The following is a 22145-nucleotide window of genomic DNA, read 5'->3' on the forward strand; positions in this document are numbered from 1 at the left end:
GATCGGGGCTTTGGGGAAATCAGCCTGAAGTTGACCGGTTTCGCGAGCGGACCGCAAGGGGCCAGGCGCCGGAAAAATGGTAAAGCCAGCCAACCGACAAAGCCCGGGTCGAAGACTGAAGCTTACGTTTTTCCTCAACTTCACGACATTTTCTGTCGCGGAAAGCCCAAGTTTTTTGTGAATCGGTCTTGTGTGCGTCCCAGATTTCTGCAATAAAAATTTAGGACAGTAGTGCTGTCTTATTTTGTCGCACAAAACGAGCTGGATTGGCGTATCATTTGGGCCTCTCCGGCTGTTGCCGCGAGCGACAGGTGGACAGCCAGACTCTGGCCTGTACGATTACCAGATGCGATCCATGCGAAAAGCCGCCTGGTTCGGCAAGGATTTCGCAAGACGTGCCACAAGGATCAGGGTGAGCCAAGCGCTTGCCGAGGCAAACCAGCGCCTGAATGGCTGGGAATGGAGGACAGGAGATGACGGACATGACGCACTCTGCGACGAACGGCCAGGCCGCGCAGACGAAAGCGGCAACCGTCAAAACCATGTCCCGGACCGATATTGGCCGAACCGCCAACGGCCTTTCCGCCCAGGGCCTTTACGATCCTCGCAACGAGCATGACGCCTGCGGCGTCGGCTTCATCGTCAATATGAAGGGGGTGAAGTCGCACCAGATCGTCAAGGACGGGCTGGCTGTGCTCGAAAACCTGACGCATCGCGGCGCCGTTGGCGCCGATCCGCTGGTCGGCGATGGCGCCGGCGTGCTGGTGCAGCTTCCCGACCAATTCTTCCGTGAGGAGATGGCGGCCCAGGGCATCGACCTGCCGCCGGCCGGCCAGTACGGCGTTGGACACTGGTTCATGCCGCAAGACGTGGCCCTTCGCGCCCATATCGAGGACATCATTGCCGAATCGGCGCAATCCGAGGGGCTTCCGCTCATCGGTTTCCGTGACGTGCCCGTCGACAATTCGTCGCTGTCGAAGGCGCCTGACATCGTGGCATCCGAGCCGTTCCATCGGCAGATATTCATCGGCCGCACGCCAGACATTACCGATGACGAGGAATACGAGGCCAGGCTCTATCTGTTGCGCAAGGTGATATCGGGCCGCATCTACGCCGAGAACGACAACAAGGACATCGGCGCCTATTGCGTGTCGCTGTCGGCGCGCACCATCGTCTACAAGGGCATGTTCCTGGCCTACCAGGTCGGCGCCTATTACAAGGACCTGATCGATCCGCGCTTCGAGACCGCGCTGATCCTCGTCCACCAGCGCTTCTCGACCAACACCTTCCCGTCTTGGAAGCTGGCGCATCCCTACCGCATGGTCGCCCACAATGGCGAGATCAACACCGTGCGCGGCAACAACAACTGGATGGCCGCGCGCCAGGCGTCGGTCGATTCCGAACTGTTCGGCAACAACATCTCGAAGCTGTGGCCGATTTCCTATGACGGCCAGTCCGACACCGCCTGCTTCGACAATGCGCTCGAGTTCCTGTTCCAGGGCGGGTACAGGCTCAGCCATGCCATGATGATGCTGATCCCGGAAGCCTGGGCCGGCAACAAGCTCATGGATGCCGATCGCAAGGCCTTCTACGAATACCATGCGGCACTGATGGAGCCGTGGGACGGGCCGGCGGCGGTGGTTTTCACCGATGGACGCCAGATCGGCGCCACGCTCGACCGCAATGGCCTGCGCCCGGCACGCTACATCGTCACCGACGACGACCGCGTCATCATGGCCTCGGAAGCCGGCGTGCTGCCGGTGCCCGAGGAGAAGATCGTCAAGAAGTGGCGGCTGCAGCCAGGCCGGATGCTGCTGATCGACCTGGAGAAGGGGCGTATCGTCTCCGACGAGGAGCTCAAGTCGGAGATCGCGACCAAGCATCCCTACAAGACCTGGCTCGCCAACACACAGCTCATCCTCGAAGATTTGAAGCCGGTCGAGCCGCGCGCGCTGCGCAAGGATGTCAGCCTGCTCGATCGCCAGCAGGCGTTCGGCTACAGCCAGGAAGACACCAAGCTGTTGATGTCGCCGATGGCGACAACAGGCCAGGAGGCGGTGGGCTCGATGGGCACCGACACGCCGATCTCGGCGATGTCGGACAAGTCGAAGCTGCTCTACACCTATTTCAAGCAGAATTTCGCCCAGGTCACCAATCCGCCGATCGACCCGATCCGCGAGGAGCTGGTGATGAGCCTGGTGTCCTTCATCGGGCCACGGCCCAACATCTTCGACCTGGTCGGCAATTCGCGCCGCAAGCGGCTTGAGGTGCGCCAGCCGATCCTGACCAATGGCGATCTCGAAAAAATCCGTTCCATCGGCCACACCGAGGACCGCTTCGACACCAAGACGATCGACATCACCTATGGCTCGGCCGAAGGGGCCGCGGGCATGCAGGGCGCCATCGACCGGTTGTGCGAGCGGGCGGAGGCGGCGGTCGCCGGCGGCTACAACATCATCATCCTGTCCGACCGCCAGGTCGGGCCGGACCGCATCGCCATCCCGGCGCTGCTGGCTACGGCTGCGGTCCATCATCACCTCATCCGCAAGGGGCTGCGCACCTCGGTCGGGCTCGTCGTCGAATCCGGCGAGCCGCGCGAAGTGCATCATTTCTGCTGCCTTGCCGGCTATGGCGCCGAGGCGATCAACCCTTACCTTGCCTTCGACACGCTGCTCGACATGCACAAGCGCGGGGAACTGCCGAAGGAGGTGGACGCCTACGAAGTCGTCACGCGCTACATCAAGTCGATCGGCAAGGGCATCCTCAAGGTGATGTCCAAGATGGGCATCTCGACCTACCAGTCCTATTGCGGCGCGCAGATTTTCGACGCCATCGGCCTGAAGACCGATTTCGTGCAGCAATATTTCACCGGCACCGCGACGCTGATCGAAGGCGTCGGGCTGGACGAGATCGCGGCCGAGACGCTAAGCCGCCACAATGACGGTTTCGGCAACGACCCCGTGCTGCGCAACAGCCTCGAGGTCGGCGGCGAGTACATGTACCGCATGCGCGGCGAGGCCCATATCTGGTCGCCCGACGCTGTCGCCACCTTGCAGCACGCCGTGCGCCAGGGATCGTGGGAAACGTTCAAGGACTATTCCGCCCAGATCGACAGCGAGACGGCCCGCGCCCAGACCATTCGCGGCCTGTTCAAGATCAAGCTGGCCGGAGAAACCGGCCGCAAGAAGGCGGCGCTCGACGACGTCATGTCAGCGGCCGACATCGTCAAGCGGTTCTCGACCGGGGCGATGTCGTTCGGTTCGATCTCGCGCGAAGCGCACACGACGCTGGCGCGCGCGATGAACCAGATCGGCGGCAAGTCGAACACCGGCGAGGGCGGCGAAGAGGCCGACCGCTATCTGCCGCTGCCCGGCGGCGGCAAGAACCCGGAACGCTCGGCGATCAAGCAGATCGCCTCGGGGCGTTTCGGCGTCACGGCCGAATACCTCGTCAATTCCGACATGATGCAGATCAAGGTGGCGCAGGGCGCCAAGCCCGGCGAGGGCGGCCAGTTGCCCGGCCACAAGGTCGACGCGACCATCGCCAAGGTCCGGCATTCGACGCCGGGCGTCGGCCTGATCTCGCCGCCGCCGCATCACGACATTTATTCGATCGAGGATCTGGCACAGCTGATCTACGATCTGAAGAACGTCAATCCGGCGGCCGACGTGTCGGTCAAGCTGGTGTCGGAAGTCGGCGTCGGCACGGTTGCGGCGGGCGTTGCCAAGGCACGCGCCGACCACATCACCATTTCGGGCTATGATGGCGGCACGGGCGCCTCGCCGCTGACCTCGCTCAAGCATGCCGGCAGCCCATGGGAAATGGGCCTTGCCGAGACGCACCAGACGCTGGTGCTGAACGGTCTGCGGTCGCGCGTTGCGCTGCAGGTCGATGGCGGGTTGCGCACGGGACGCGACGTGATCATCGGCGCGCTGCTCGGCGCCGATGAATTCGGCTTCTCGACCGCGCCGTTGATCGCGGCCGGCTGCATCATGATGCGCAAGTGCCATCTCAACACCTGCCCGGTCGGCGTCGCGACTCAGGATCCGGTGCTGCGCAAGCGCTTCAAGGGCACGCCCGAGCATGTCATCAACTTCTTCTTCTACGTCGCGGAAGAGGTCAGGGAGCTGCTCGCCGAGATGGGCTACACCCATCTCGACCAGATCATCGGCGACACCGATCTTCTGGAAAAGCGCGACCTGATCGTGCACTGGAAGGCACGCGGGCTCGATTTCTCGAAGATGTTCTTCAAGCCGGATGCGCCGCATGAGGCCGTGCATTGGACCGAGCGGCAGAAGCACCCGATCGACGACGTGCTCGACCGCAAGCTGATCGAGCTGGCAAAGCCGGCGCTCGAAAGCAAGCAGCCGGTCAAGATCGAGGTCGACATCCGCAATGTCGACCGCTCCACGGGCGCCATGCTGTCGGGTGAAGTGGCCAAGCGCTTCAAGCACAAAGGCCTGCGCGAGGATACGATCCAGGTGAAGCTGACCGGCACCGCCGGCCAGTCCTTCGGCGCCTTCCTGGCGCGCGGCATCTCGTTCGAGCTTGTCGGCGCCGGCAACGACTATGTCGGCAAGGGCCTGTCGGGCGGCCGCATCGTCATCCGGCCGCCGGAAGGGGCCAAGATCGTCGCGGCTGAGTCCATCATCGTCGGCAATACGGTGCTCTATGGCGCAACCGAGGGCGAGGCCTACTTCGCCGGCGTCGCCGGTGAGCGTTTCGCCGTGCGCAATTCGGGCGTCGCCGCCGTCGTCGAAGGCGTCGGCGACCATGGCTGTGAGTACATGACCGGCGGCATCGTGGTCGTCATCGGCCAGACTGGCCGCAACTTCGCCGCCGGCATGTCGGGCGGCGTTGCCTATGTGCTTGACGAGGCAGGCGACTTCGCCGAGCGCTGCAACATGGCGATGGTCGAGCTGGAGCCGGTTCCGGAAGAAGACGATCTGATGGAAAGGCTGCTGCACCATGGCGGCGACCTCGATCACAAGGGTCGCGTCGACGTCTCCGGCGACATGACCAGCCATGACGAGGAGCGGCTCTACCAGCTGATCTCGAACCATGTGCACTACACCGGCTCGGTGCGTGGTCGCGAGATCCTTGACGACTGGACGACATTCCGGCCGAAATTCCGCAAGATCATGCCGGTCGAATACCGCCGCGCGCTGATCGAGATGGAACGCATGCGCATGGGCGTGGCGGCGGAATAGATTTGGAATTTGCCGGGAGGCCCAGGTTTCCCGGCCCATCTTCATCGATAGTTTGACCTCGTGCGAAAGGTTGCCATGGCTGCCTCAAGGGGTTAACGGGTGCGGCGAAAACCGTACCATCTGGACAGCAGGAACTGGACTATGGGCAAGGTAACAGGCTTTCTCGAAATCGACCGGCAGGTGCACAAGTACCAGCCGGCCTCCGATCGCATCCGGCATTTCCGCGAATTCACGCTGCCGATGTCGGACAAGGAGGTCGAGAAACAGGCCGCGCGCTGCATGGATTGTGGCATTCCGTTCTGCCACGGGCCGACCGGCTGCCCCATCCACAACCAGATCCCAGACTGGAACGACCTCGTCTACAATGGCGACTGGGACAACGCGATCCGCAACCTGCATTCGACCAACAATTTCCCGGAGTTCACCGGCCGCATCTGCCCCGCGCCCTGCGAGGAAGCCTGCACGCTGAACCTCGAGGACATTCCCGTCGCCATCAAGACGGTCGAGCAGGCGGTCGCCGACAAGGCCTATGAAACCGGCCATATCAGGCCTTATCCGCCGGAGAAGAAGACCGGCAAGCGCGTCGCCGTCATCGGTTCCGGTCCGGCCGGTATGGCGGCTGCGCAGCAGCTTGGCCGCGCCGGCCATGACGTCCACGTGTATGAGCGCGAGAGCCGGCCCGGCGGGCTGATGCGCTACGGCATTCCCGACTTCAAGATCGAGAAGCACTACATCGACCGGCGCATCGAGCAGATGCAGGGTGAGGGCGTGACATTCCATTGCGGCGTCAATGTCGGCGTCGACAAGCCGGTTGCCGAGCTGCTCGCCGAACATGATGCCGTGCTCTATTGCGGCGGCTCGGAAACGCCGCGCGCGGCCGGCATTCCCGGCGACGATCTCGGCGGCGTGCATGACGCGATGCCCTATCTGGTGCAGCAGAACAGGCGAGTCGGCGGCGAACCGATTCAGTCGGTGGCGTGGCCGTCGCATCCGATCATCGCCGGCGGCCAGCATGTGGTCGTCGTCGGCGGCGGCGATACAGCGTCCGACTGTGTCGGCACGGCCTTCCGCCAGGGCGCCGTGCGTGTCACCCAGCTCGACATCCGCCCGCAGCCGCCGGAGAAGGAAGACAAACTTTCGGTCTGGCCCTACTGGGCGACCAAGATGCGCACCTCGTCCTCGCAGGCCGAAGGCGCGGAGCGCGAATTCCAGGTGGCGACGCTCGAATTCATCGGCGAGGAAGGCCAGCTGACCGGCGTCAAGTGCTGCGAGGTCGATGACAAGCGCAAGCCGATCGCCGGTACCGAATTCGTCATTCGTGCCGATCTCGCTTTCATCGCCATCGGCTTTGCCGGGCCGGCCGCGGCCGGTGTGGCGAGGGAATTGGACGGGCAGATGAAGATCGCCACCGACAGCCGCCGTTCCAGGAATGTCGAGGCCAATGACCGCGACTACAGGACCAGCGTGGACAGGCTCTATGCGGCCGGCGACGTGCGTCGTGGCCAGTCGCTGGTCGTCTGGGCAATCCGCGAGGGCCGCCAGGCGGCACGCTCGATCGACGAGGCGTTGGTGGGGTCGAGCGTCCTCCCGCGCTGAGCCCGTTTGGAAACTCTACTCCTGCGGCCATCTGAAGGCGTTTTCTGCGCTTCCGGTGCTCGCGTACTCAAATGTACGCTCCGCTCCGGTTCTCGCAAACACCATCATATGACTCGCAGGAGCGAGTTTCGAAACGGCCTTGGAGTAGCTCTGCGATACTAACGATTGATCGCGGTCGTGGTGTCGGTTGCGGCCGCGGCTTTCGGCGGCCATGAGAAATCGTCGGCGCGGCCGGGCGATGCAATAGGTGCCTTGCCCTCGACCACAAGCTTTTCACCGGGCAGGTCCGGATTTGCTTTCGCCGGCGGGGCCGCGCCAAGTAGCTCGGAGCCGCCGTCGAGTGCCGGATCGCTGAGCAGCATCGGCGCGGTGCGGTCGATGACGATGGGTGCCGCGGCCGGCGCCGGCGCCTCGACAGGGGCGCCCGCCGGAGCGGACGGCGTAACCACGCTTCCCGGCGCGGTCAGGCCGAGGATCTTCAGCAGCGGTTTTTCGGTATAGAAGGCGAGCTTGCGCTTGCCCGCCCTCGAGACGTTGATGCCGTCATCGGCGCGCAGCCGCACCGGCTGGCCGTTGATGTCGGGGCCGCTGGTGACGAAAGCACCGTTCTCATCGACGAAGCCGTCCCAGACGTCGACGAATTCACCGCCATGGCTTTCAGCGGCCTGATGGTAGATGTCGTTGAAGGCCAGCATGTCGGAGGTCATCTTCGGCACCCGGAACGCCGGCATGCCGACCCATAGGAAAGGTACCTTTGCCTCCGCGATAGCTTTGCCGAACGCCTCGGTCCGGCGCTCATATTCCTTGGTCCAGGTTTCAGAGCGGGGCTGTTCGCGCACGTCACCCACCTTCATCTGCTGGCGGTCGTTGGAACCCAGCATGACGATCACGGCGGCGGGTTTTTCGGTCTCGATCAGCGATTTGATCTGTTCGGGCCAGTTGTAGAAGTCGTCGCGTACGAAGCCGGACGAGCCATTGCTGCGAACGACGATCCTGACGCCGGTATTCTCGGCAAAGGCGGTGTCGAGGCCTTCGGCGAGGCCGGCCGCCATGAAGTCGCCGACCACCAGTACGGTGCGAGCGTCCGGTGCCTTGTCGACCACCGGGATTTCCGGTTCCGCGGGCGGGCGCGGGGCACGGGGTTTTTTCGCCTTTGGCCTGGGCCTCGGCTTCTGGATGTCCTGCGGCGGCTCGATCCGCTCACTGCGGCGTGGGAACAGAAGGTCGCGCAGCGACCAGCTGCGGTTTTGCTGCTCCTGCGCCATGGCGGGCGCATGAAAGGCGCCAGCCACACCGACGGTGAGCACGATCGCGGCCAGGATGAGCACCGGCATGCGACGAACAAGCCCTGCGATGCGCGCAGCCGAAGCCAATCGTTTCCTCCATCCCTTGGCGCGGTCCTTTTTTTGAAAAGTCGTACTTTTCAAACGGACTTTGCGCCAACCAGATTGCTACAGCGTCCTTTGCGCGGCCGAAAGGCCGCGCGGCACCGCAGGCGGCTCTATTTCTGCCGGAGCCACTTCAGCACTTCCATGCTCGGGTAACCGTCCTGGGTCAAGCCGGCCTTGGCCTGGAAAGCCAAGATGGCTGATTTCGAGCCGTCGCCGATCTTGCCGTCGAACTTGCCGTCATAAAGGCCATGTTGGGAAAGCCGCTGCTGCAGCTCCTGCCTTTCCTCGAAAGTGAGCTTGGTGAAAGGCCGCTTCCAGTCCTGCACGAGACCGCTGGAGCCGGCGATTTCGTCGGCAAGAAGGCCGACGGCCAGCGCATATTTGTCGGCGTTATTGTAGGCTTTGATGACCGTGAAATTCTTGATCATCAGGAAGGCCGGCCCGTTGCGGCCGTCCGGCACCTTCAGCGTCGCCTTGTCGGAGCCGTTCTTGAACGGCTTGCCGTTGGCCCTGACCACGCCGAGCGCCTGCCACTGCGACAGCGTCTTGGAACCGCCGGGAAGTTTGCCAGCCGGCAGGGCGACCTCATAGCCCCAGGTCTTGCCGGCCTGCCAGCCATTCTTCTTCAACAGATTGGCGGAGGTCGCCAGCGCATCGGGAATCGAATTCCAGATGTCGCGTTTGCCGTTGCCGTCCATGTCGACGGCATAGTGGAGATAGCTGGTCGGGATGAACTGGGTATGGCCCATGGCGCCGGCCCAGGATCCGCTCAGATGGCTTTCGTCGATATCGCCGGTCTGCAGGATCTTCAGCGCGGCGATCAGCTGGGTGCGGGCGAATTTCGCCCGCTTCGGATCGGCATAGGCTAAGGTCGCCAGCGAGCGCACGACATTGCGCATGACGTCGTCGCGCTTGAGGATCTCGCCATAGTTCGATTCCATAGACCAGATGGCCAGCAGGATGTAGCGGTCGACGCCGAACCTGGCCTCGATCCGGTCCAGCCACGGCTTCCATTTCCTGGCCATCTGCTGGCCGACGGCGACCGACTGGTCATGGACGCGGTTGTCGAAATAGTCCCAGGCAGGGGCCGTGAATTCAGGCTGCGTACGCGCCTTTTCCAGCACCACCGGATCTATATCCCTGATGTTCCTGAAGGCCTGGTCGTAGAGGGCGCCGGAAACGCCGCTCTGCACGGCGGTGGCGCGGAAGCCGGCGACCCACTGCCGGAAACCGGCATCGGCGAAAGCGGGGCCAGGCATCAGCAGAGCGAGCGATAGGCTGGCTGCCGCTATGACGCTGGTAAAACGTTTTGCGGCATTGCGAACGGACACCTTTTCCTCCTTCTCTGTCTCAGGAAAGACCATTCATCGCCGAACCAGGTTAGGAATTAGTTTACCATAGGCGCCACCGGGAACGAAAAGACGCTTCGAAGCTTTACCGGTGGACATTCCTCTCAGTTGCCCAGTAGTCCCCAATTCCGGCGTGAAAATGTCTTGGAACGGGGATTGCGGAGCTGGCCCTCAAACGGATAATTGAAAGCATGAAGAGAGTTCGCAAGGCAGTCTTCCCGGTCGCTGGTCTCGGCACACGGTTTCTCCCGGCCACCAAGGCTGTCCCCAAGGAAATGCTGACCGTCGTCGACCGGCCGGTGATCCAGTATGTGGTGGATGAGGCGCGCGAGGCCGGCATCGAGCATTTCATCTTCGTCACCGGCCGCAACAAGGCCGTCATCGAGGACCATTTCGACATCCAGTTCGAACTCTATGACACGCTGGCCCAGCGCGGCAAAGACGACCAGCTCGCCCGCCTGCAACGGCTGCAGCCGGCGCCGGGGCAGACCAGTTTCACACGCCAGCAGGTACCGATGGGACTTGGTCACGCCGTCTGGTGCGCCCGCGAGCTCGTCGGCGACGAGCCCTTCGCGCTTTTGCTGCCCGACATGATCATGCAGTCGGAGAAGAGCTGCACGAAGGCAATGGTCGAGCTCTACGAGGAGACCGGCAACAACATCATCGCGGTGCAGGAATGCGCTCCCGCCGAAACCCACAAATACGGCATCGTCGGCCGCGGCGAGGACACGCATCACGGTTTCCGCATCACCGAGATGGTGGAAAAGCCGAAGGCCGGCACCGCGCCGTCCAATCTTTACATCAACGGCCGCTACATCCTGCAGCCGGAGATATTCAAGATCCTCGAAGGCCAGGAAAAAGGCGCCGGCAACGAGATCCAGCTCACCGACGCCATGCTGAAGCTGGAAAAGCAGCAGCCTTTCTACGGCTACCACTATCGGGGCCGCACGTTCGACTGCGGATCGCCGGAAGGCTTCGTCGAGGCCAACGTCGCCTTCGCGCTGTGGCGCAGCGACATGAACGAGAACATGGCTGGCGTCATCCGCACGCTTCTGGACGAGTTGAAGCCGTCTGAGCGCCGCGGCGCTGCGTTTTAAGGTATTATAGCGAGCGGCCGGATGTCGTTGGTGCGGCCGTTCAGCGCTGCACCTTCACGCCGAGGAAGATGCTGTTGGCGGTGTAGTCCCGGCCCGGCAGATTGCTGGTCAGCTTCTCGGTCCTCACTCTTGTGGTCAGGCCGGCGTAGCGGTTCAACCACCAGGTCAGTCCGGCCTCGGCGCTCAACACCCTGTCATGGCCGTCGATGCCGATGTAATCACGCCAGTCGAGGCCCAGAGCCGCATTGGCGGTGAGGTTGGCGCGAATCTGGCGCTCGCCGGTCAGGCGACCGGAATAGAGGATGTCGCCGCTTTCGCCCGATGTGGTCGTGGGCTCGACGGTGGTCCGCCCGGTCAGGCCGATCGTTGTGCCGCGCTCGGGTGACCATTTGAGGTCGGCGTTGACGGTGGCACCAGAGATCGCATCAAGGTTTTTGTCGTCGATCGCTTCCCTGAGCCAGCCGGCCGAGAATTCACCCGACAGCTTCTCACCCATATCGAGTGCAAGGCCAGCGCGGGCGCCGAGCCGCGTCGACGAGCGCTCGAAGCCTTCATTGTCGATGCGTTGATCATAAGTCCGGCGGCCGACCTCGATTTCGGTGAAAGGGGTCAGGGCAGGGGAGATCTCGTAGCCGGTGCGCAACGTCGCCGTGTAGAGCGTGGAGTCCTGATCCTTCTGCGACAGCGAGGTGCCGTCCGAGAGCTTGGCGTCGCCGTAGAAGTCATGCGAGACCGCGCCGGTCAACGTGTACTGCATCTTGCCGAGATGCTTTTCGACGGCGAGGCTGCCATCGATGGTCTGCCGCAGCGGCTGCTTGCTGACGCCCGCGATGGCGTCCGGCGATGATGCCGATTCCGGCACGGCCTCGTAGCCGAGCTTGGCGATGGCGCGCAACTCATTGTCGAGGTCGACATTGAGCTGGCCTTCGATGCGCCCTTGCTCGTCGTGAACCGGGTAACCCGAGACAGTCTCGCGAAAAAGGCCATAGCCGTCGATCGTGGCTGAGTTCTCGCGCCAGTCGGAGGCGGCGGAAAAGCGCAGCGCCGTCTCGGACAGCAGCGCCGACGTGCCGGCACTGCTCGAATCGCCGTTCGAGGTGGCGGTCAGGCCCTGTTCGATCGTCGGCCGGATGACGAAGGAACCCCATTTGACGCCGGTGGCGGCGAATGGATCATCCTCTGGCTTCTTTTTCTGACCTTCGATGGCGTCCGTGCGCTCTGCGCCTGGGTCGAGCTTCTGCCTGTCGGCACTGTCGATGGTGAGAGCGCGGCGGTTGGCCGTGTCCGCATCGGTCTCTGCACCATCGGCGGCGTCCGTCGTGGAGGCCGTCGTGGAAGCGGTGATGTCGGAGGTGCCGGCCGTCGATTTCTTCTTCTTTTTCGACTTGTCGGCAGCCTTGTCCTTGGCTTGGTCAGCAGCATTCTGCCCGGCGGTCGATGAGCGGCGGCGAGGCTTGGGCGGCGCCGCGATGTCGGCGGCCGTGTCGTCGGTGGCTGACGCCGGGTCGAAGAGGCTGCCGGTCGCGTTGGCGTCGCCGGTGTCGGCGTCGTCAGGCACGGCACCGGCGCTGGCCGGCAGATAGGTGCGGGCCGGCGCATTGTCCTGCGCGGCATTGGCCGGCTGTTGACCCTGGGCTGCCAGGGCCAGCTGTCTCGCCTTGCGCTGCTGGTCGGACAGGATCGCCGATTCCGAAACTTCGCCGCGCAGTTCGGTTTCCTGGGCATGGAGCGCCGCCGGGCGCAGCAAGGCAAACATGCTGGTTGCCAGCAGCAAGGCGCAGACCGCCTTGCCCCCACGTCCTGTCGAATTTTCTGGCTGGGCCCCGGACATCGCCACCACTGCTTGCGCGGCGCACGCGCGCCATACTTACCGAACCGTAAATGGGGATGGTTAACGGAGGGTTGAGGCGGCGGCCCGTCAGCCGCCTGAAGCGCTGATTTCCAAAGGCATTCATACCGCGTGCGTCAAGCTTTTGGTTTTCGCGCCTGCCGTCGTCAAAAACCACCGCGCACGTTCGGGCAACATGCCTTGGGCCATTTCTGTTGGACAGCGCGCCGGCAAAGCGTTAATCGCATCAGCCATGCATGCGGGATCCCTGGATAAGAAGCCTTCGGACAGGCAAGCCTCGATCGCTTCGGCGCTGAGGACGGTGGCGACAGAACAGGCTGGGGTTGCAGCCCTTGCCGAGGCCTTGGAGAACGGATTGGCCGCGCCTTTCGCGCAGGCGGTCGAGATGATCTCGGGGATTGAAGGCCGGCTCATCGTCACCGGCGTCGGCAAAAGCGGCCATATCGGTTCGAAGATCGCCGCGACGCTGGCCTCGACCGGCACGCCGGCCTTTTTCGTCCATCCCGCGGAGGCCAATCACGGCGATCTCGGCATGATCGCCAGGGACGACGCCATCATCGCCATGTCGTGGTCGGGCGAGAGCAAGGAACTGATGGGCATCGTCGCCTATTCCAGGCGCTTTTCCATTCCGCTGATCGCCATCACCGCCGGAGAGACATCGGCGCTGGCGCGGGCGGCGGACGTGGTGCTGCTTTTGCCGCGCGCTCCGGAAGCCTGCCCGCACGGCCTGGCGCCAACGACATCGACGCTGCTGCAACTGGTGATGGGCGACGCGCTGGCGATCGCGCTGCTCGAAGCACGCGGCTTCACGCCGGATCATTTCCGCACCTTTCACCCGGGCGGCCAGCTCGGCGCCAACCTGACGCAGATCCGCGAGATCATGCATGTCGGCGACAGGCTGCCGCTGGTGGTCGCGGGCACCGGCATGCAGGACGCGATCCTGGAACTGTCGCGCAAGGGGTTTGGCTGCGTCGCGATCACCGACGCCGACGGTGCGCTGGTCGGCATCATCACCGATGGCGACATCCGCCGTCACATCGGCAGCAATCTGCTGGCGATGACGGTGGATCAGGTGATGACAAAAGGCCCGAAGACCGCGACGCCGGACACGCTGGTGGCAACGGCGCTGCAAACGATCAACAATTCAGCCATCACCAGCCTGATGGTGGTGGAGGGCCGGAAACCAGTCGGCCTCATCCACCTGCATGACCTGCTGCGTATCGGCGCGGCCTAAGGCGCGCTGATATTCGGTGATGCCGGCCTGACCCGGATCTCGACACACTCTTAACGCCGCTCGTTCAGACCGCCTCGACGGTCAGTTCCAGATCCGTATCGGCTGCGCCCGTCACGCGCACTTGCGTGCCGGCCGGCAAATCCGGGCCGGAGACACGCCACAGCGTATCGCCCAGCTTGATGCGGCCGCGTCCGTCCCGGATCGGCTCGGCAAGTGTCGCCATCCTGCCGACCATTTGCGCGCCGCGCCGGTTGAGCAGCGGCTGGTCGGTCGGGTCGTTGCGGCTGCCGACCAGCTTCTTGCCGACATAGGCCGAGACCAGCGACAGCGCCAGGAAGGCGAGGACCTGGACCTGCCAGGTCCAGAAGCCGGCGTCCCAGATCAGCAGCGACACGGCGCCGATGATCAGCGCGGCGATGCCGATCCACAGCATGAAGATACCCGGCGCGATGATTTCCATCACCAGCAGCACGAAACCGAGTACCATCCAGTTCCACGGGCCGAGTTCGGAAACGATGCGGTCGATCATTGGTTTCGACCTCAGTTGTCGGTTGGGCGAACGACCGGCGGGCGCGCGGCCTGCCTTTGCGAGCCGGTGGTGCCTTCGCTGCGGAAGACTTCCTTGGCGATCTCGCCGATGCCGCCGAGCGAGCCGATCAGCGACGACGCCTCGAAGGGCATCAGCACGATCTTGCTGTTGGTGGCCGTGCCGATCCTGCCAAGCGCTTCAGTGTATTTCAGCGCTACGAAATAGTTCAGCGCCTGCACATCGCCTTTGGAGATCGCTTCCGACACCACCTGGGTGGCGCGGGCTTCCGCCTCGGCCGAACGTTCGCGCGCCTCGGCATCGCGGAAGGCGGCTTCCTTGCGGCCCTCGGCTTCGAGGATCTGCGACTGCTTGAGGCCTTCGGCGGCAAGGATCTGCGCGCGCTTGTTGCGTTCCGCCGTCATTTGCCGGCCCATCGATTCGATAAGGTTGGCCGGCGGGTTGATGTCCTTGATTTCGACGCGGGTGATCTTGATGCCCCACGGATGGGCCGCCTCATCGACGACGCGCAGCAGGCGCTCGTTGATGGCGTCGCGGTTCGACAGGAGTTCATCGAGGTCCATCGAACCCATGACGGTACGGATGTTGGTCATCGTCAAATTGAGGATGGCGTTCTGCAGTCCGGAAACCTGATAGGCGGCCTGCGCTGCGTTGAGGATCTGGAAAAAGGCAATGCCGTCGACACCGACGATGGCGTTGTCCCGGGTGATGATTTCCTGGCTCGGGACGTCGAGCACCTGCTCCATCATGTTCATCTTGGCGCCGATGCGGTCGATGAACGGGTAAATGAAATTGAGACCCGGGCTCAGTGTCTTGGTGTAACGGCCAAAGCGCTCCACCGTATAGTTGTAGCCTTGCGGGATTGTCCTGATGCCTTTGATCAGCAGCACCAATACCAGAAGGGCAAGTGCACCAACCGCAATATCGAAACCACTGAAATCCATTTGGCTCTCCCTCAGACGAAGGCCGCTCAAGCCATTCTCGCGCAGCCGACTTCACCAAAGACTTAAGTGTGTTTCAGATGCGTTACAATCAGGTGATGATGGATTGTTTATAGGTTTGCACTCAGCGGTTGAAGGCGAACAGCCTTGCATCCGTGTCATCCAGCCCGTTGATCGAAGCCGGGACAATTTCGGAAGCGATCTGCGAGAAGGTGATGCCGTTGCCGCCGTAGCCCAGCACCGCATGGATGCGCGGGTGGCGGGGAATGGCGCCGATATAAGGCAGGCCGGTGGTCGTGGTGCCGAACGAGCCGGTCCAGGCAAAATCGGGTCTGGTGTCGAGATGCGGAAATATCAGGCCGAGCTTCTCGGCGATGCGTGTGCTCTTGTCGGCGATCAGCTCGTCGCGCCGCGCTTCGTCGATAAAATCCTCGTCCTCGCCGCCGCATATGACCCGGCCGTCGACCGTCGTGCGCATATACAGATACGGCTCCGACGCTTCCCAGATGAACGCTGCGTCCGGCCAGAGCTTTCGCGGTTGCGGGCGTGTCGCAATCGCCCATGTCGAGATGATCCGGTGGGCCGCGGCCGGCACGATGTCGACAAGTTCGTAGCCGGTGGCCAGAACAACATGTCGTGCGGTTATGGTTGGGCCATCCCTGGTCGCGACGACAACAGCTTCGGCGCTGTCCTCGATCATTGTGGCTTCGACGGGGGCATAGAAGCGTGCCTTGCGCTCCAGGGATTTCAGCTGCAGCCCAGCCGTCAGCTTGCGCGGGTCGAGCGCGATGTTGCCGTGGCCGAGAATGGCGCCTTCGCGGTCGATGCCGAATTTCTCAGCTAGCTGTTGTCGGGTTAAGCAGATGGCGCCGATGCCGGCTAGCCGACGTGCCTCGGCCTCGTCGCGCAGTTCCGACGGACCAAGCATCGTGCCGGCCAGATAGAGTGATGGCATGCGGCTCAGGCCACAGTTGATGCCGAGTTCGGCAATCCGTCCGGCGAGATTGGAAACGGCGAGCCGCGAGCGTCGCCAGGCCTGCTGGGCCGAGGCTCTGCCAACCATCTTCGAGAGCGTGGAGAGAGGCTGGTCTATTTCGAATGCCACCAGTGCGGTGGTTGCGGCCGTCGAGCCCTTCAGCGGGCCGCGCCGGTCGATGCAGATCACCCGATGGCCATCGGCCGTCAGCGCCTCGGTCATCATGGCGCCGCTGATGCCCATGCCGACGATCAGCACATCCGTCTTGACGTCCCGGATCAGGCTGTCCGTCGGTACCGCAGGCGCCCGATAGGCGGACCACACGGGCCGGCCACTACTGAGGTCGAGTTTGCGGGACATCGAATTCTCCGGAGGGCGCGCCTTAACTCCTCGGAGCAGGCGTTGTTCCGGTTCAGACCCAGCCGGACAGTTCGCGCCGCACCATGGCCTCGATCACCGCCATCCCTTCCGCGCTATCGTTGAGGCAAGGGATATGGGCGAAATTCTTGCCGCCGGCATGGTGGAAGGTTTCGGCCGCCTCGCGGCCGATCTCGTCCAGCGTCTCGATGCAGTCGACGGAAAAGCCGGGATTGACGATGGCGATCGACTTGACGCCGTCCTGCGCGAGTTTTTCCACCGTCTTGTCAGTATAGGGCTGCAGCCATTCCTGCGCGCCGAAGCGCGACTGGAAGGTGATGATCAGTTTCTTGTCATCCCAGCCAAGCCGTTCCCGCAGCAGCCGCGTCGTCTTCTGGCAGTGGCAATGATAGGGGTCGCCCCTCTCGAAATACGGTTTTGGAATGCCGTGATAGGAGGTGATGACCACCTCCGGCTCGAAGTCCAGCGTCGCCAGATGCCGTTCGATCGAGCGCGCCAGCGCTTCGATATAGACCGGTTCGTCATAGTAGGGCGGCACGCTGCGGACGGCCGGCGCACGGCGCATTTTCATCAGCGCGCGAAACAGCTGGTCGTTGGCTGTTGCCGTGGTCGTCGCTGAATATTGCGGATAGAGCGGGAAGGAAAGAATGCGGTCGCAGCCCTGGTCGACCAGACGCTGGGCAATGCTGGCGGTTGAAGGGTTGCCGTAGCGCATCGCCCAGTCGACGACGACATCAGGCAGGTCGCTCAGCGCGTCGGCCAGCTTTTCGGCCTGGGCGCGGGTATAGGTGCGCAGCGGCGACTCGTTCTTTTCCCGGTTCCAGATCCGTGCGTAGTTGGCGCCCGACTTCTTGGGCCGCGTGGTGAGCACAAGGCCATAGAGGATCGGATACCAGATTGCCCTGTTGAGTTCGATGACGCGCGGGTCGGACAGGAATTCACGCAGATACCGCCACATCGGCTTGAAATCGGTGCCGTCGGGCGTGCCGAGATTGACCAGCATGACGCCGATCTTGCCCGCCTTGACCGGCGGATGCCCAGCGGGCAACGGGCCGAGCGCCTTTGCGGCCTTGGGTTCGGCAGGGGTGGGAAGCGTCATAAGGGTTCTCCGGAAGACGCGAACCTAACCATCTTGCGCGCGCATTCAATGCAGCGTCTGGCCGCACCTTAAAGCGGATTGTCTGAATGGATTCAGACGACCCGCTTTAAGTCTTTGTTTTTATGCATGTCGTTCTCCCAAAACCGAGTTCACTTTTGGGCGACATGCATTAGCCCGAAAACAGGACGCCCGTCCGGTTTTCGGGGGGGGCGGCGTCATTCAGGCATCTAAGCGAGGCTATTTCGGCGGGATGGTCAGCGTTGCGCCGACCGGAAGCCGGCGCGGCTCATAGCCCTTGTTGGCGACCGAAATGACCTTCCATTTGGCACCGTCGCCATAGACCTTCTTGGCCAGATCCCAATAAGTGTCGCCGGCAACGATGACATGGTTGGCTTCGGCCGGCGCGGCCTCCGCTGGCTTTGCCGGCTCGGCCGGTGCCGGCGCGGCTGGTGGCGCTGGCGGGGGAGGTGCTCCTTCCGTCGATATGGCCGGTGGTGTGTTGGCGATATCGCCCGAGTTGGCCGGCAATTCAGGCATTGCAGGTGCCGCTTCAGCAGGCTTGGCGGCTTCAGCCGGATCGGTTGCCGGGGCCGCAGGCGCCGCGGCGACGGTCGCGGCTATTTCGGTGATGCGGCCGTCGAGCTTCGGCGTGTAGGGTCGGTGGGCACCGAGATAGTCGGCAACCACCTGTTCGAGGCCGGGGCCGTAATCGTAGGCATTCTTGGCCTTGTCGGCGAAGATCTTGTAGCCGTCGCCGCCCTGGCGGACATAGTTGTTGGTTGCGACCAGATAGTCCTTGTCCGGCTTGATCGGCGTCCAGGCGCCGCCTTCCATGACTTCCACCGACTTGACGCGGCCGGCATTGGGCGCGACGGATTTGTCGAAGGAATATTTCAGGCCGGCGACCTGGGGGAAGCGCCCGGCGCCGTCCTCGACCTGGCTGAGGCCGCCCTCGAGGCCGGCCACCAGATCCTTGCCCGAAATCTGGAAGGTCGCCAGCGTGTTCTGGAACGGCAGCACGGCCAGCACCTCGCCCATGGTGACGGTGCCCTTGTCGATCGAGGCGCGCAGGCCACCGCCATTGGAGATGACGATCTCGACGCCCTGTCCCTTGACGCGGTCGAGGACGGCGTCGGAGACGAGATTGCCCATCGCGCATTCTCGGGTGCGGCAGCTCTCACGACTGCCGTCGATGACGTCGGTGGTTTCCGCCACTTCCTTGTTCTTCAGCGCCTCGATCGGCGCGCCAAGTTCCTTGATGCGGGCGAGCACGGCCGGGTCGGGGGTGATCGACTTGTCGAGATAGATCGGGTCGCCGCTGGCCGATTTGACGACGCCATTGTCGTCGAACACCACCTTGAACTCACCGAGATATTTCGAGTAGGACGCCGCCTGCACCACCGGCACCTTGTAGCCGTCCGGATTGTCGACCATCGTCGGGTAGGGGCCTTCCGCCTTCGGATCGGTGTTCGACAGCAGGGAATGGCTGTGGCCGCCGACGACGACATCGATGCCCGGGATCTTGGCAATGACGTCGCGTTCGCGCCTGTAGCCGATATGGGTCACGGCGATGATCTTGTTGACGCCTTCGCCCTTGAGCTTCTCGACTTCGGCGGTGATCGACTTGACGTCGTCCTCTATTGCGACGTTGGGTCCGGGGGAAGCGAGGTCCGGCGTGTCGTTGGTGATCGCGCCGATGATGCCGATCTTCTGACCGCCGACCTCGACGACAACAGACGGCTTGATGCGGTCGCCGAGCTTGGATTGCGCGTTGGCCTTCACATTGGCGCCGAGCACCGGGAACTTGATCATGTCGAGGAACGGCGCCAGGGCCACTTCGCCGTCGTCGAATTCATGGTTGCCGAGCGCCATGGCATCGAACTTCATCTCGTTGAGGAATTCGCCTTCGACCTTGCCCTTGTAAGTGGAGTAGAACAGTGAGCCCTGGAAATTGTCGCCTGCGCTGAGCAGCAGCACGTTCTGGCCTTCCAGCTTCTTGCGCTCCTGGGCGATCGCGGTGATCAGCCGGCCCGCGCCGCCGATGCACTCGCCCTTGGTTTCCTCGTCCGCCGAGCAGGTCGATTCATATTTGTTGTTGCCTTCGATGCGGCTGTGCCAGTCGTTGATATGCAGGATGTTCAGCGTGTAGTCGGCAAAGGACGCGCCGGCCGACAGACCGAGTGCTGAGGCTGACAGGGCAGCAATGGCGGCAAGCTTCTTCATCTTCGTCTCCCGGAAAGCTGATCGGAGGCCATTAGCGCTCTTGCTTGACTGGAACATAACAGCCGGCGCTTCGGCCATGTTCCCATCGCGTTCCGGATGACGCAAGCGGAATCCGGGACCCTTTGCCGGCATAAAAAAGGACGGCGGCCAACTGGCCGCCGTCCTTGGAAAACGAATGGTCGTGGGTTCAGACGCGCCTTGTCAGCACGAAATTCTGACCGCTGGAGCTGGTGCAATTGAGCTGGCTTGTCGACACCATCAGGCAGTTGAAGCTGACCGCGGTCTGGCGGATCAGCGAGGTGCCGCTGATCTGCACCGACGTGGCGCCGGTCATCGTGTAGCTGCCATCGGCAAGCTTCTGGCCGGTGTCGGTGGCGACGGTCGTGAAGGTGCCGCCGGCAAAGGTCGAAAGGCCGGTGCCCTTGGCGTCGATCCACGAGCCCTCGACGCCTTTCGGCGCCGCCGCCATGGGCGGCTCATCGGGACCGCTGGTCGCACAAGCAGCAAGCCCGGCCAAGGCTGCCGCCGCTACGCTCATCGAAAGAACTTTGCGCGCAATGTTGTTCATATGAAAATCCTCTCCTCAGTCCGCATCCCTTCAATCGCCCGATTTCCGGGCGATTGCAAGGCAGTGAGGCAGGTAGGCGGTGCTGCTATCGCACAAGGATGTTGCGGAACTGCCACGGGTCGTTGCGGTCGAGGTCTTCCGGGAACAGGCCGGGACGGTTATCGAGCGGCGTCCAGTCGGTGTAGTAGCCCTTGACCGGTCCGAGATACTGGGACTGCACTTCCAGGCACCGCCTGTAGTCCATCTCGTCGGCTTCGACGATGCCGGCCTCGGGGTTTTCCAGCGCCCAGACCATGCCCGAGAGCACCGCCGAGGTGACCTGCATGCCGGTGGCGTTCTGATAGGGCGCCAGCTTGCGCGCCTCGGCGAGCGACAGCTGCGAGCCGTACCAGTAGGCATTCTTGTCGTGGCCGTAGAGCAGCACGCCGAGTTCGTCGACGCCGTCGATCAACTCGTTCTCGTCGAGCACATGATGCACCGGCTGAGGCTTGCCGGCGGCGCCGAACATTTCGTCAAGCGACAGCATCGCGTCGTTGCAGGGATGGTAGGCATAGTGGCAGGTCGGGCGGTAATGCACCTTGCCCTTCTTGGAACGCACGGTGAAGAAATCGGCGATCGAGATCGCCTCATTATGCGTCACCAGCAGGCCGTATTGCGCGCCGGGCGTCGGGCACCACGAGCGCACGCGCGTGTTGGCGCCCGGCTGCTCCAGATAGATGGCTGCCTTCGAGCCATGCTTGTGCTTCTTGGCGTTCTTCGGCATCCATGTCTCGTGTGTGCCCCAGCCAAGTTCAGCGGGCTGCAGGCCCTCGGAGATGAAGCCTTCGACCGACCATGTGTTCCAGAACACATTCATCGGTTTCGGCTTCTTGGTGCGCTGGGTGTCGCGTTCGGCGATGTGGATCCCCTTGACGCCGGCTTTCTTCATCAGCTTGGCCCAGCCCTCGCGGTCGTCCTGCGCGGGCTCCGAGAATTCCAGGCCAAGATCGGTGGCGAGATTGACCAACGCCTGCTTGACGAACCACGAGACCATGCCTGGATTGGCGCCGCAGGTGGAGACCGCCGTGGCGCCGCCGGGCTTGTCGTGCTTTTCCTTGAGCAGCGACTCGCGCAGCGCGTAATTGGTGCGGCTGGCGTTGTCCGCCTTGGCGTCGAAATAGAAGCCGAGCCACGGCTCGACGACGGTGTCGATGTAGAGCACACCGAGCTTGCGGCAGAGCCGCATCAGATCCACCGAGCCGGTATCGACCGACAGGTTGATGCAAAAGCCCTGGCCGCCGCCATTGGTCAGAAGCGGGGTCAAGAGCTTCTTGTAGTTCTTCTCGGTCACCGCTTCCTGGACGAAGGCGATGCCGCGCTCGTCGAGCAGCTTGCGGTCGGTGTCGCGCGGGTCGATGACCGTCATGCGCGACTTGTCGAACTTGAAATGGCGTTCGATCAGCGGCAGCGTTCCCCGGCCGATCGAGCCGAAGCCGATCATCACGACGGGGCCGCTGATCTCACCGTAAACGGGCCAGTTTTCATTCGCCATTTTATCGAGCACTCCTTCAAAACCCAGGAAACTGGGAAAACACGCGCAAAACCGGGAATTTCTGCCCGGCGGCCATGCGCTACATCATAGATCATTGTCACAAACCAGCGAAAAGCGCCAACCAGCGGCTACGCTGCGTTGGCTACGTGGTTAAGG

At 63.1% G+C, this 22145-nt stretch carries 14 protein-coding genes; 4 read left to right on the forward strand and 10 right to left on the reverse strand.

Going from position 1 to position 22145, the window contains the following annotated elements:
- The first annotated feature begins 473 nt into the window (after window positions 1-473).
- On the forward strand, window positions 474-5210 hold the full coding sequence (gltB, locus tag NKI66_RS11175) for a glutamate synthase large subunit (RefSeq protein WP_128303126.1): 4737 nt from the start codon (window positions 474-476) through the stop codon (window positions 5208-5210).
- Between the two features lie 141 nt (window positions 5211-5351).
- On the forward strand, window positions 5352-6806 hold the full coding sequence (locus NKI66_RS11180; protein ID WP_352751628.1) for a glutamate synthase subunit beta: 1455 nt from the start codon (window positions 5352-5354) through the stop codon (window positions 6804-6806).
- A gap of 158 nt (window positions 6807-6964) precedes the next feature.
- Here the strand turns inward: NKI66_RS11180 and NKI66_RS11185 are convergent, their stop codons facing one another.
- A complete protein-coding gene (locus NKI66_RS11185) occupies window positions 6965-8179 on the reverse strand; it encodes an SGNH/GDSL hydrolase family protein (protein WP_352677066.1) in 1215 nt (404 codons plus the stop codon).
- Between the two features lie 128 nt (window positions 8180-8307).
- The gene (locus NKI66_RS11190) at window positions 8308-9528 is read right to left on the reverse strand and encodes a lytic murein transglycosylase (RefSeq protein WP_352751630.1); all 1221 of its coding nucleotides are present in this window, start codon (window positions 9526-9528) and stop codon (window positions 8308-8310) included.
- Window positions 9529-9737: 209 nt separating this feature from the next.
- On the opposite strand from NKI66_RS11190, the gene galU reads away from it, so the two are divergent.
- Window positions 9738-10643 (forward strand): UTP--glucose-1-phosphate uridylyltransferase GalU, encoded by a 906-nt coding sequence (gene galU, locus NKI66_RS11195; protein ID WP_352610320.1) that lies wholly within the window; start codon window positions 9738-9740, stop codon window positions 10641-10643.
- A gap of 40 nt (window positions 10644-10683) precedes the next feature.
- Here the strand turns inward: galU and NKI66_RS11200 are convergent, their stop codons facing one another.
- Window positions 10684-12474, reverse strand: a complete 1791-nt coding sequence (locus NKI66_RS11200; protein WP_352751632.1) for an outer membrane beta-barrel protein — start codon at window positions 12472-12474, stop codon at window positions 10684-10686.
- A gap of 250 nt (window positions 12475-12724) precedes the next feature.
- On the opposite strand from NKI66_RS11200, the gene NKI66_RS11205 reads away from it, so the two are divergent.
- Window positions 12725-13726, forward strand: a complete 1002-nt coding sequence (locus NKI66_RS11205) for a KpsF/GutQ family sugar-phosphate isomerase (RefSeq protein ID WP_127414279.1) — start codon at window positions 12725-12727, stop codon at window positions 13724-13726.
- Window positions 13727-13790: 64 nt separating this feature from the next.
- On the opposite strand, the gene NKI66_RS11210 is transcribed toward NKI66_RS11205, so the two are convergent.
- The 7 genes from NKI66_RS11210 to NKI66_RS11240 all read right to left on the reverse strand — a co-directional run bounded on the left by NKI66_RS11210 (window position 13791) and on the right by NKI66_RS11240 (window position 21989).
- Window positions 13791-14255 carry an NfeD family protein gene (locus NKI66_RS11210; protein WP_023810067.1) on the reverse strand — a complete coding sequence of 155 codons (465 nt, stop codon included), beginning with the start codon at window positions 14253-14255 and terminating at the stop codon, window positions 13791-13793.
- An 11-nt stretch (window positions 14256-14266) separates the two neighbouring features.
- A complete protein-coding gene (locus tag NKI66_RS11215) occupies window positions 14267-15217 on the reverse strand; it encodes an SPFH domain-containing protein (protein WP_127259978.1) in 951 nt (316 codons plus the stop codon).
- 121 nt (window positions 15218-15338) lie between these two features.
- Window positions 15339-16550, reverse strand: coding sequence for an NAD(P)/FAD-dependent oxidoreductase (locus tag NKI66_RS11220; RefSeq protein ID WP_352632053.1), 1212 nt, complete (start codon window positions 16548-16550; stop codon window positions 15339-15341).
- Between the two features lie 52 nt (window positions 16551-16602).
- Window positions 16603-17667, reverse strand: a complete 1065-nt coding sequence (gene hemH, locus NKI66_RS11225; protein WP_352441865.1) for a ferrochelatase — start codon at window positions 17665-17667, stop codon at window positions 16603-16605.
- Window positions 17668-17904: 237 nt separating this feature from the next.
- On the reverse strand, window positions 17905-19890 hold the full coding sequence (locus NKI66_RS11230) for a 5'-nucleotidase C-terminal domain-containing protein (RefSeq protein ID WP_352751635.1): 1986 nt from the start codon (window positions 19888-19890) through the stop codon (window positions 17905-17907).
- Window positions 19891-20077: 187 nt separating this feature from the next.
- Entirely contained in the window at window positions 20078-20458 is a 381-nt protein-coding gene (omp10, locus tag NKI66_RS11235) for an outer membrane lipoprotein Omp10 (RefSeq protein ID WP_031212818.1), read from the reverse strand.
- 85 nt (window positions 20459-20543) lie between these two features.
- The gene (locus NKI66_RS11240; RefSeq protein WP_023810061.1) at window positions 20544-21989 is read right to left on the reverse strand and encodes a homospermidine synthase; all 1446 of its coding nucleotides are present in this window, start codon (window positions 21987-21989) and stop codon (window positions 20544-20546) included.
- Between the last annotated feature and the right edge of the window lie 156 nt (window positions 21990-22145).

The organism is Mesorhizobium sp. M0518, from assembly GCF_040321125.1.
Lineage (GTDB): Bacteria > Pseudomonadota > Alphaproteobacteria > Rhizobiales > Rhizobiaceae > Mesorhizobium.

Bases quoted from the DNA above. Each gene is read 5' to 3' on its own strand.
- gltB (WP_128303126.1), top strand. From the start codon at position 474: ATGACGGACATGACGCACTCTGCGACGAACGGCCAGGCCGCGCAGACG.
- NKI66_RS11180 (WP_352751628.1), top strand. From the start codon at position 5,352: ATGGGCAAGGTAACAGGCTTTCTCGAAATCGACCGGCAGGTGCACAAG.
- galU (WP_352610320.1), top strand. From the start codon at position 9,738: ATGAAGAGAGTTCGCAAGGCAGTCTTCCCGGTCGCTGGTCTCGGCACA.
- NKI66_RS11200 (WP_352751632.1), bottom strand. From the start codon at position 12,474: ATGTCCGGGGCCCAGCCAGAAAATTCGACAGGACGTGGGGGCAAGGCG.
- NKI66_RS11205 (WP_127414279.1), top strand. From the start codon at position 12,725: ATGCATGCGGGATCCCTGGATAAGAAGCCTTCGGACAGGCAAGCCTCG.
- NKI66_RS11210 (WP_023810067.1), bottom strand. From the start codon at position 14,255: ATGATCGACCGCATCGTTTCCGAACTCGGCCCGTGGAACTGGATGGTA.
- NKI66_RS11215 (WP_127259978.1), bottom strand. From the start codon at position 15,217: ATGGATTTCAGTGGTTTCGATATTGCGGTTGGTGCACTTGCCCTTCTG.
- NKI66_RS11220 (WP_352632053.1), bottom strand. From the start codon at position 16,550: ATGTCCCGCAAACTCGACCTCAGTAGTGGCCGGCCCGTGTGGTCCGCC.
- hemH (WP_352441865.1), bottom strand. From the start codon at position 17,667: ATGACGCTTCCCACCCCTGCCGAACCCAAGGCCGCAAAGGCGCTCGGC.
- NKI66_RS11230 (WP_352751635.1), bottom strand. From the start codon at position 19,890: ATGAAGAAGCTTGCCGCCATTGCTGCCCTGTCAGCCTCAGCACTCGGT.
- omp10 (WP_031212818.1), bottom strand. From the start codon at position 20,458: ATGAACAACATTGCGCGCAAAGTTCTTTCGATGAGCGTAGCGGCGGCA.
- NKI66_RS11240 (WP_023810061.1), bottom strand. From the start codon at position 21,989: ATGGCGAATGAAAACTGGCCCGTTTACGGTGAGATCAGCGGCCCCGTC.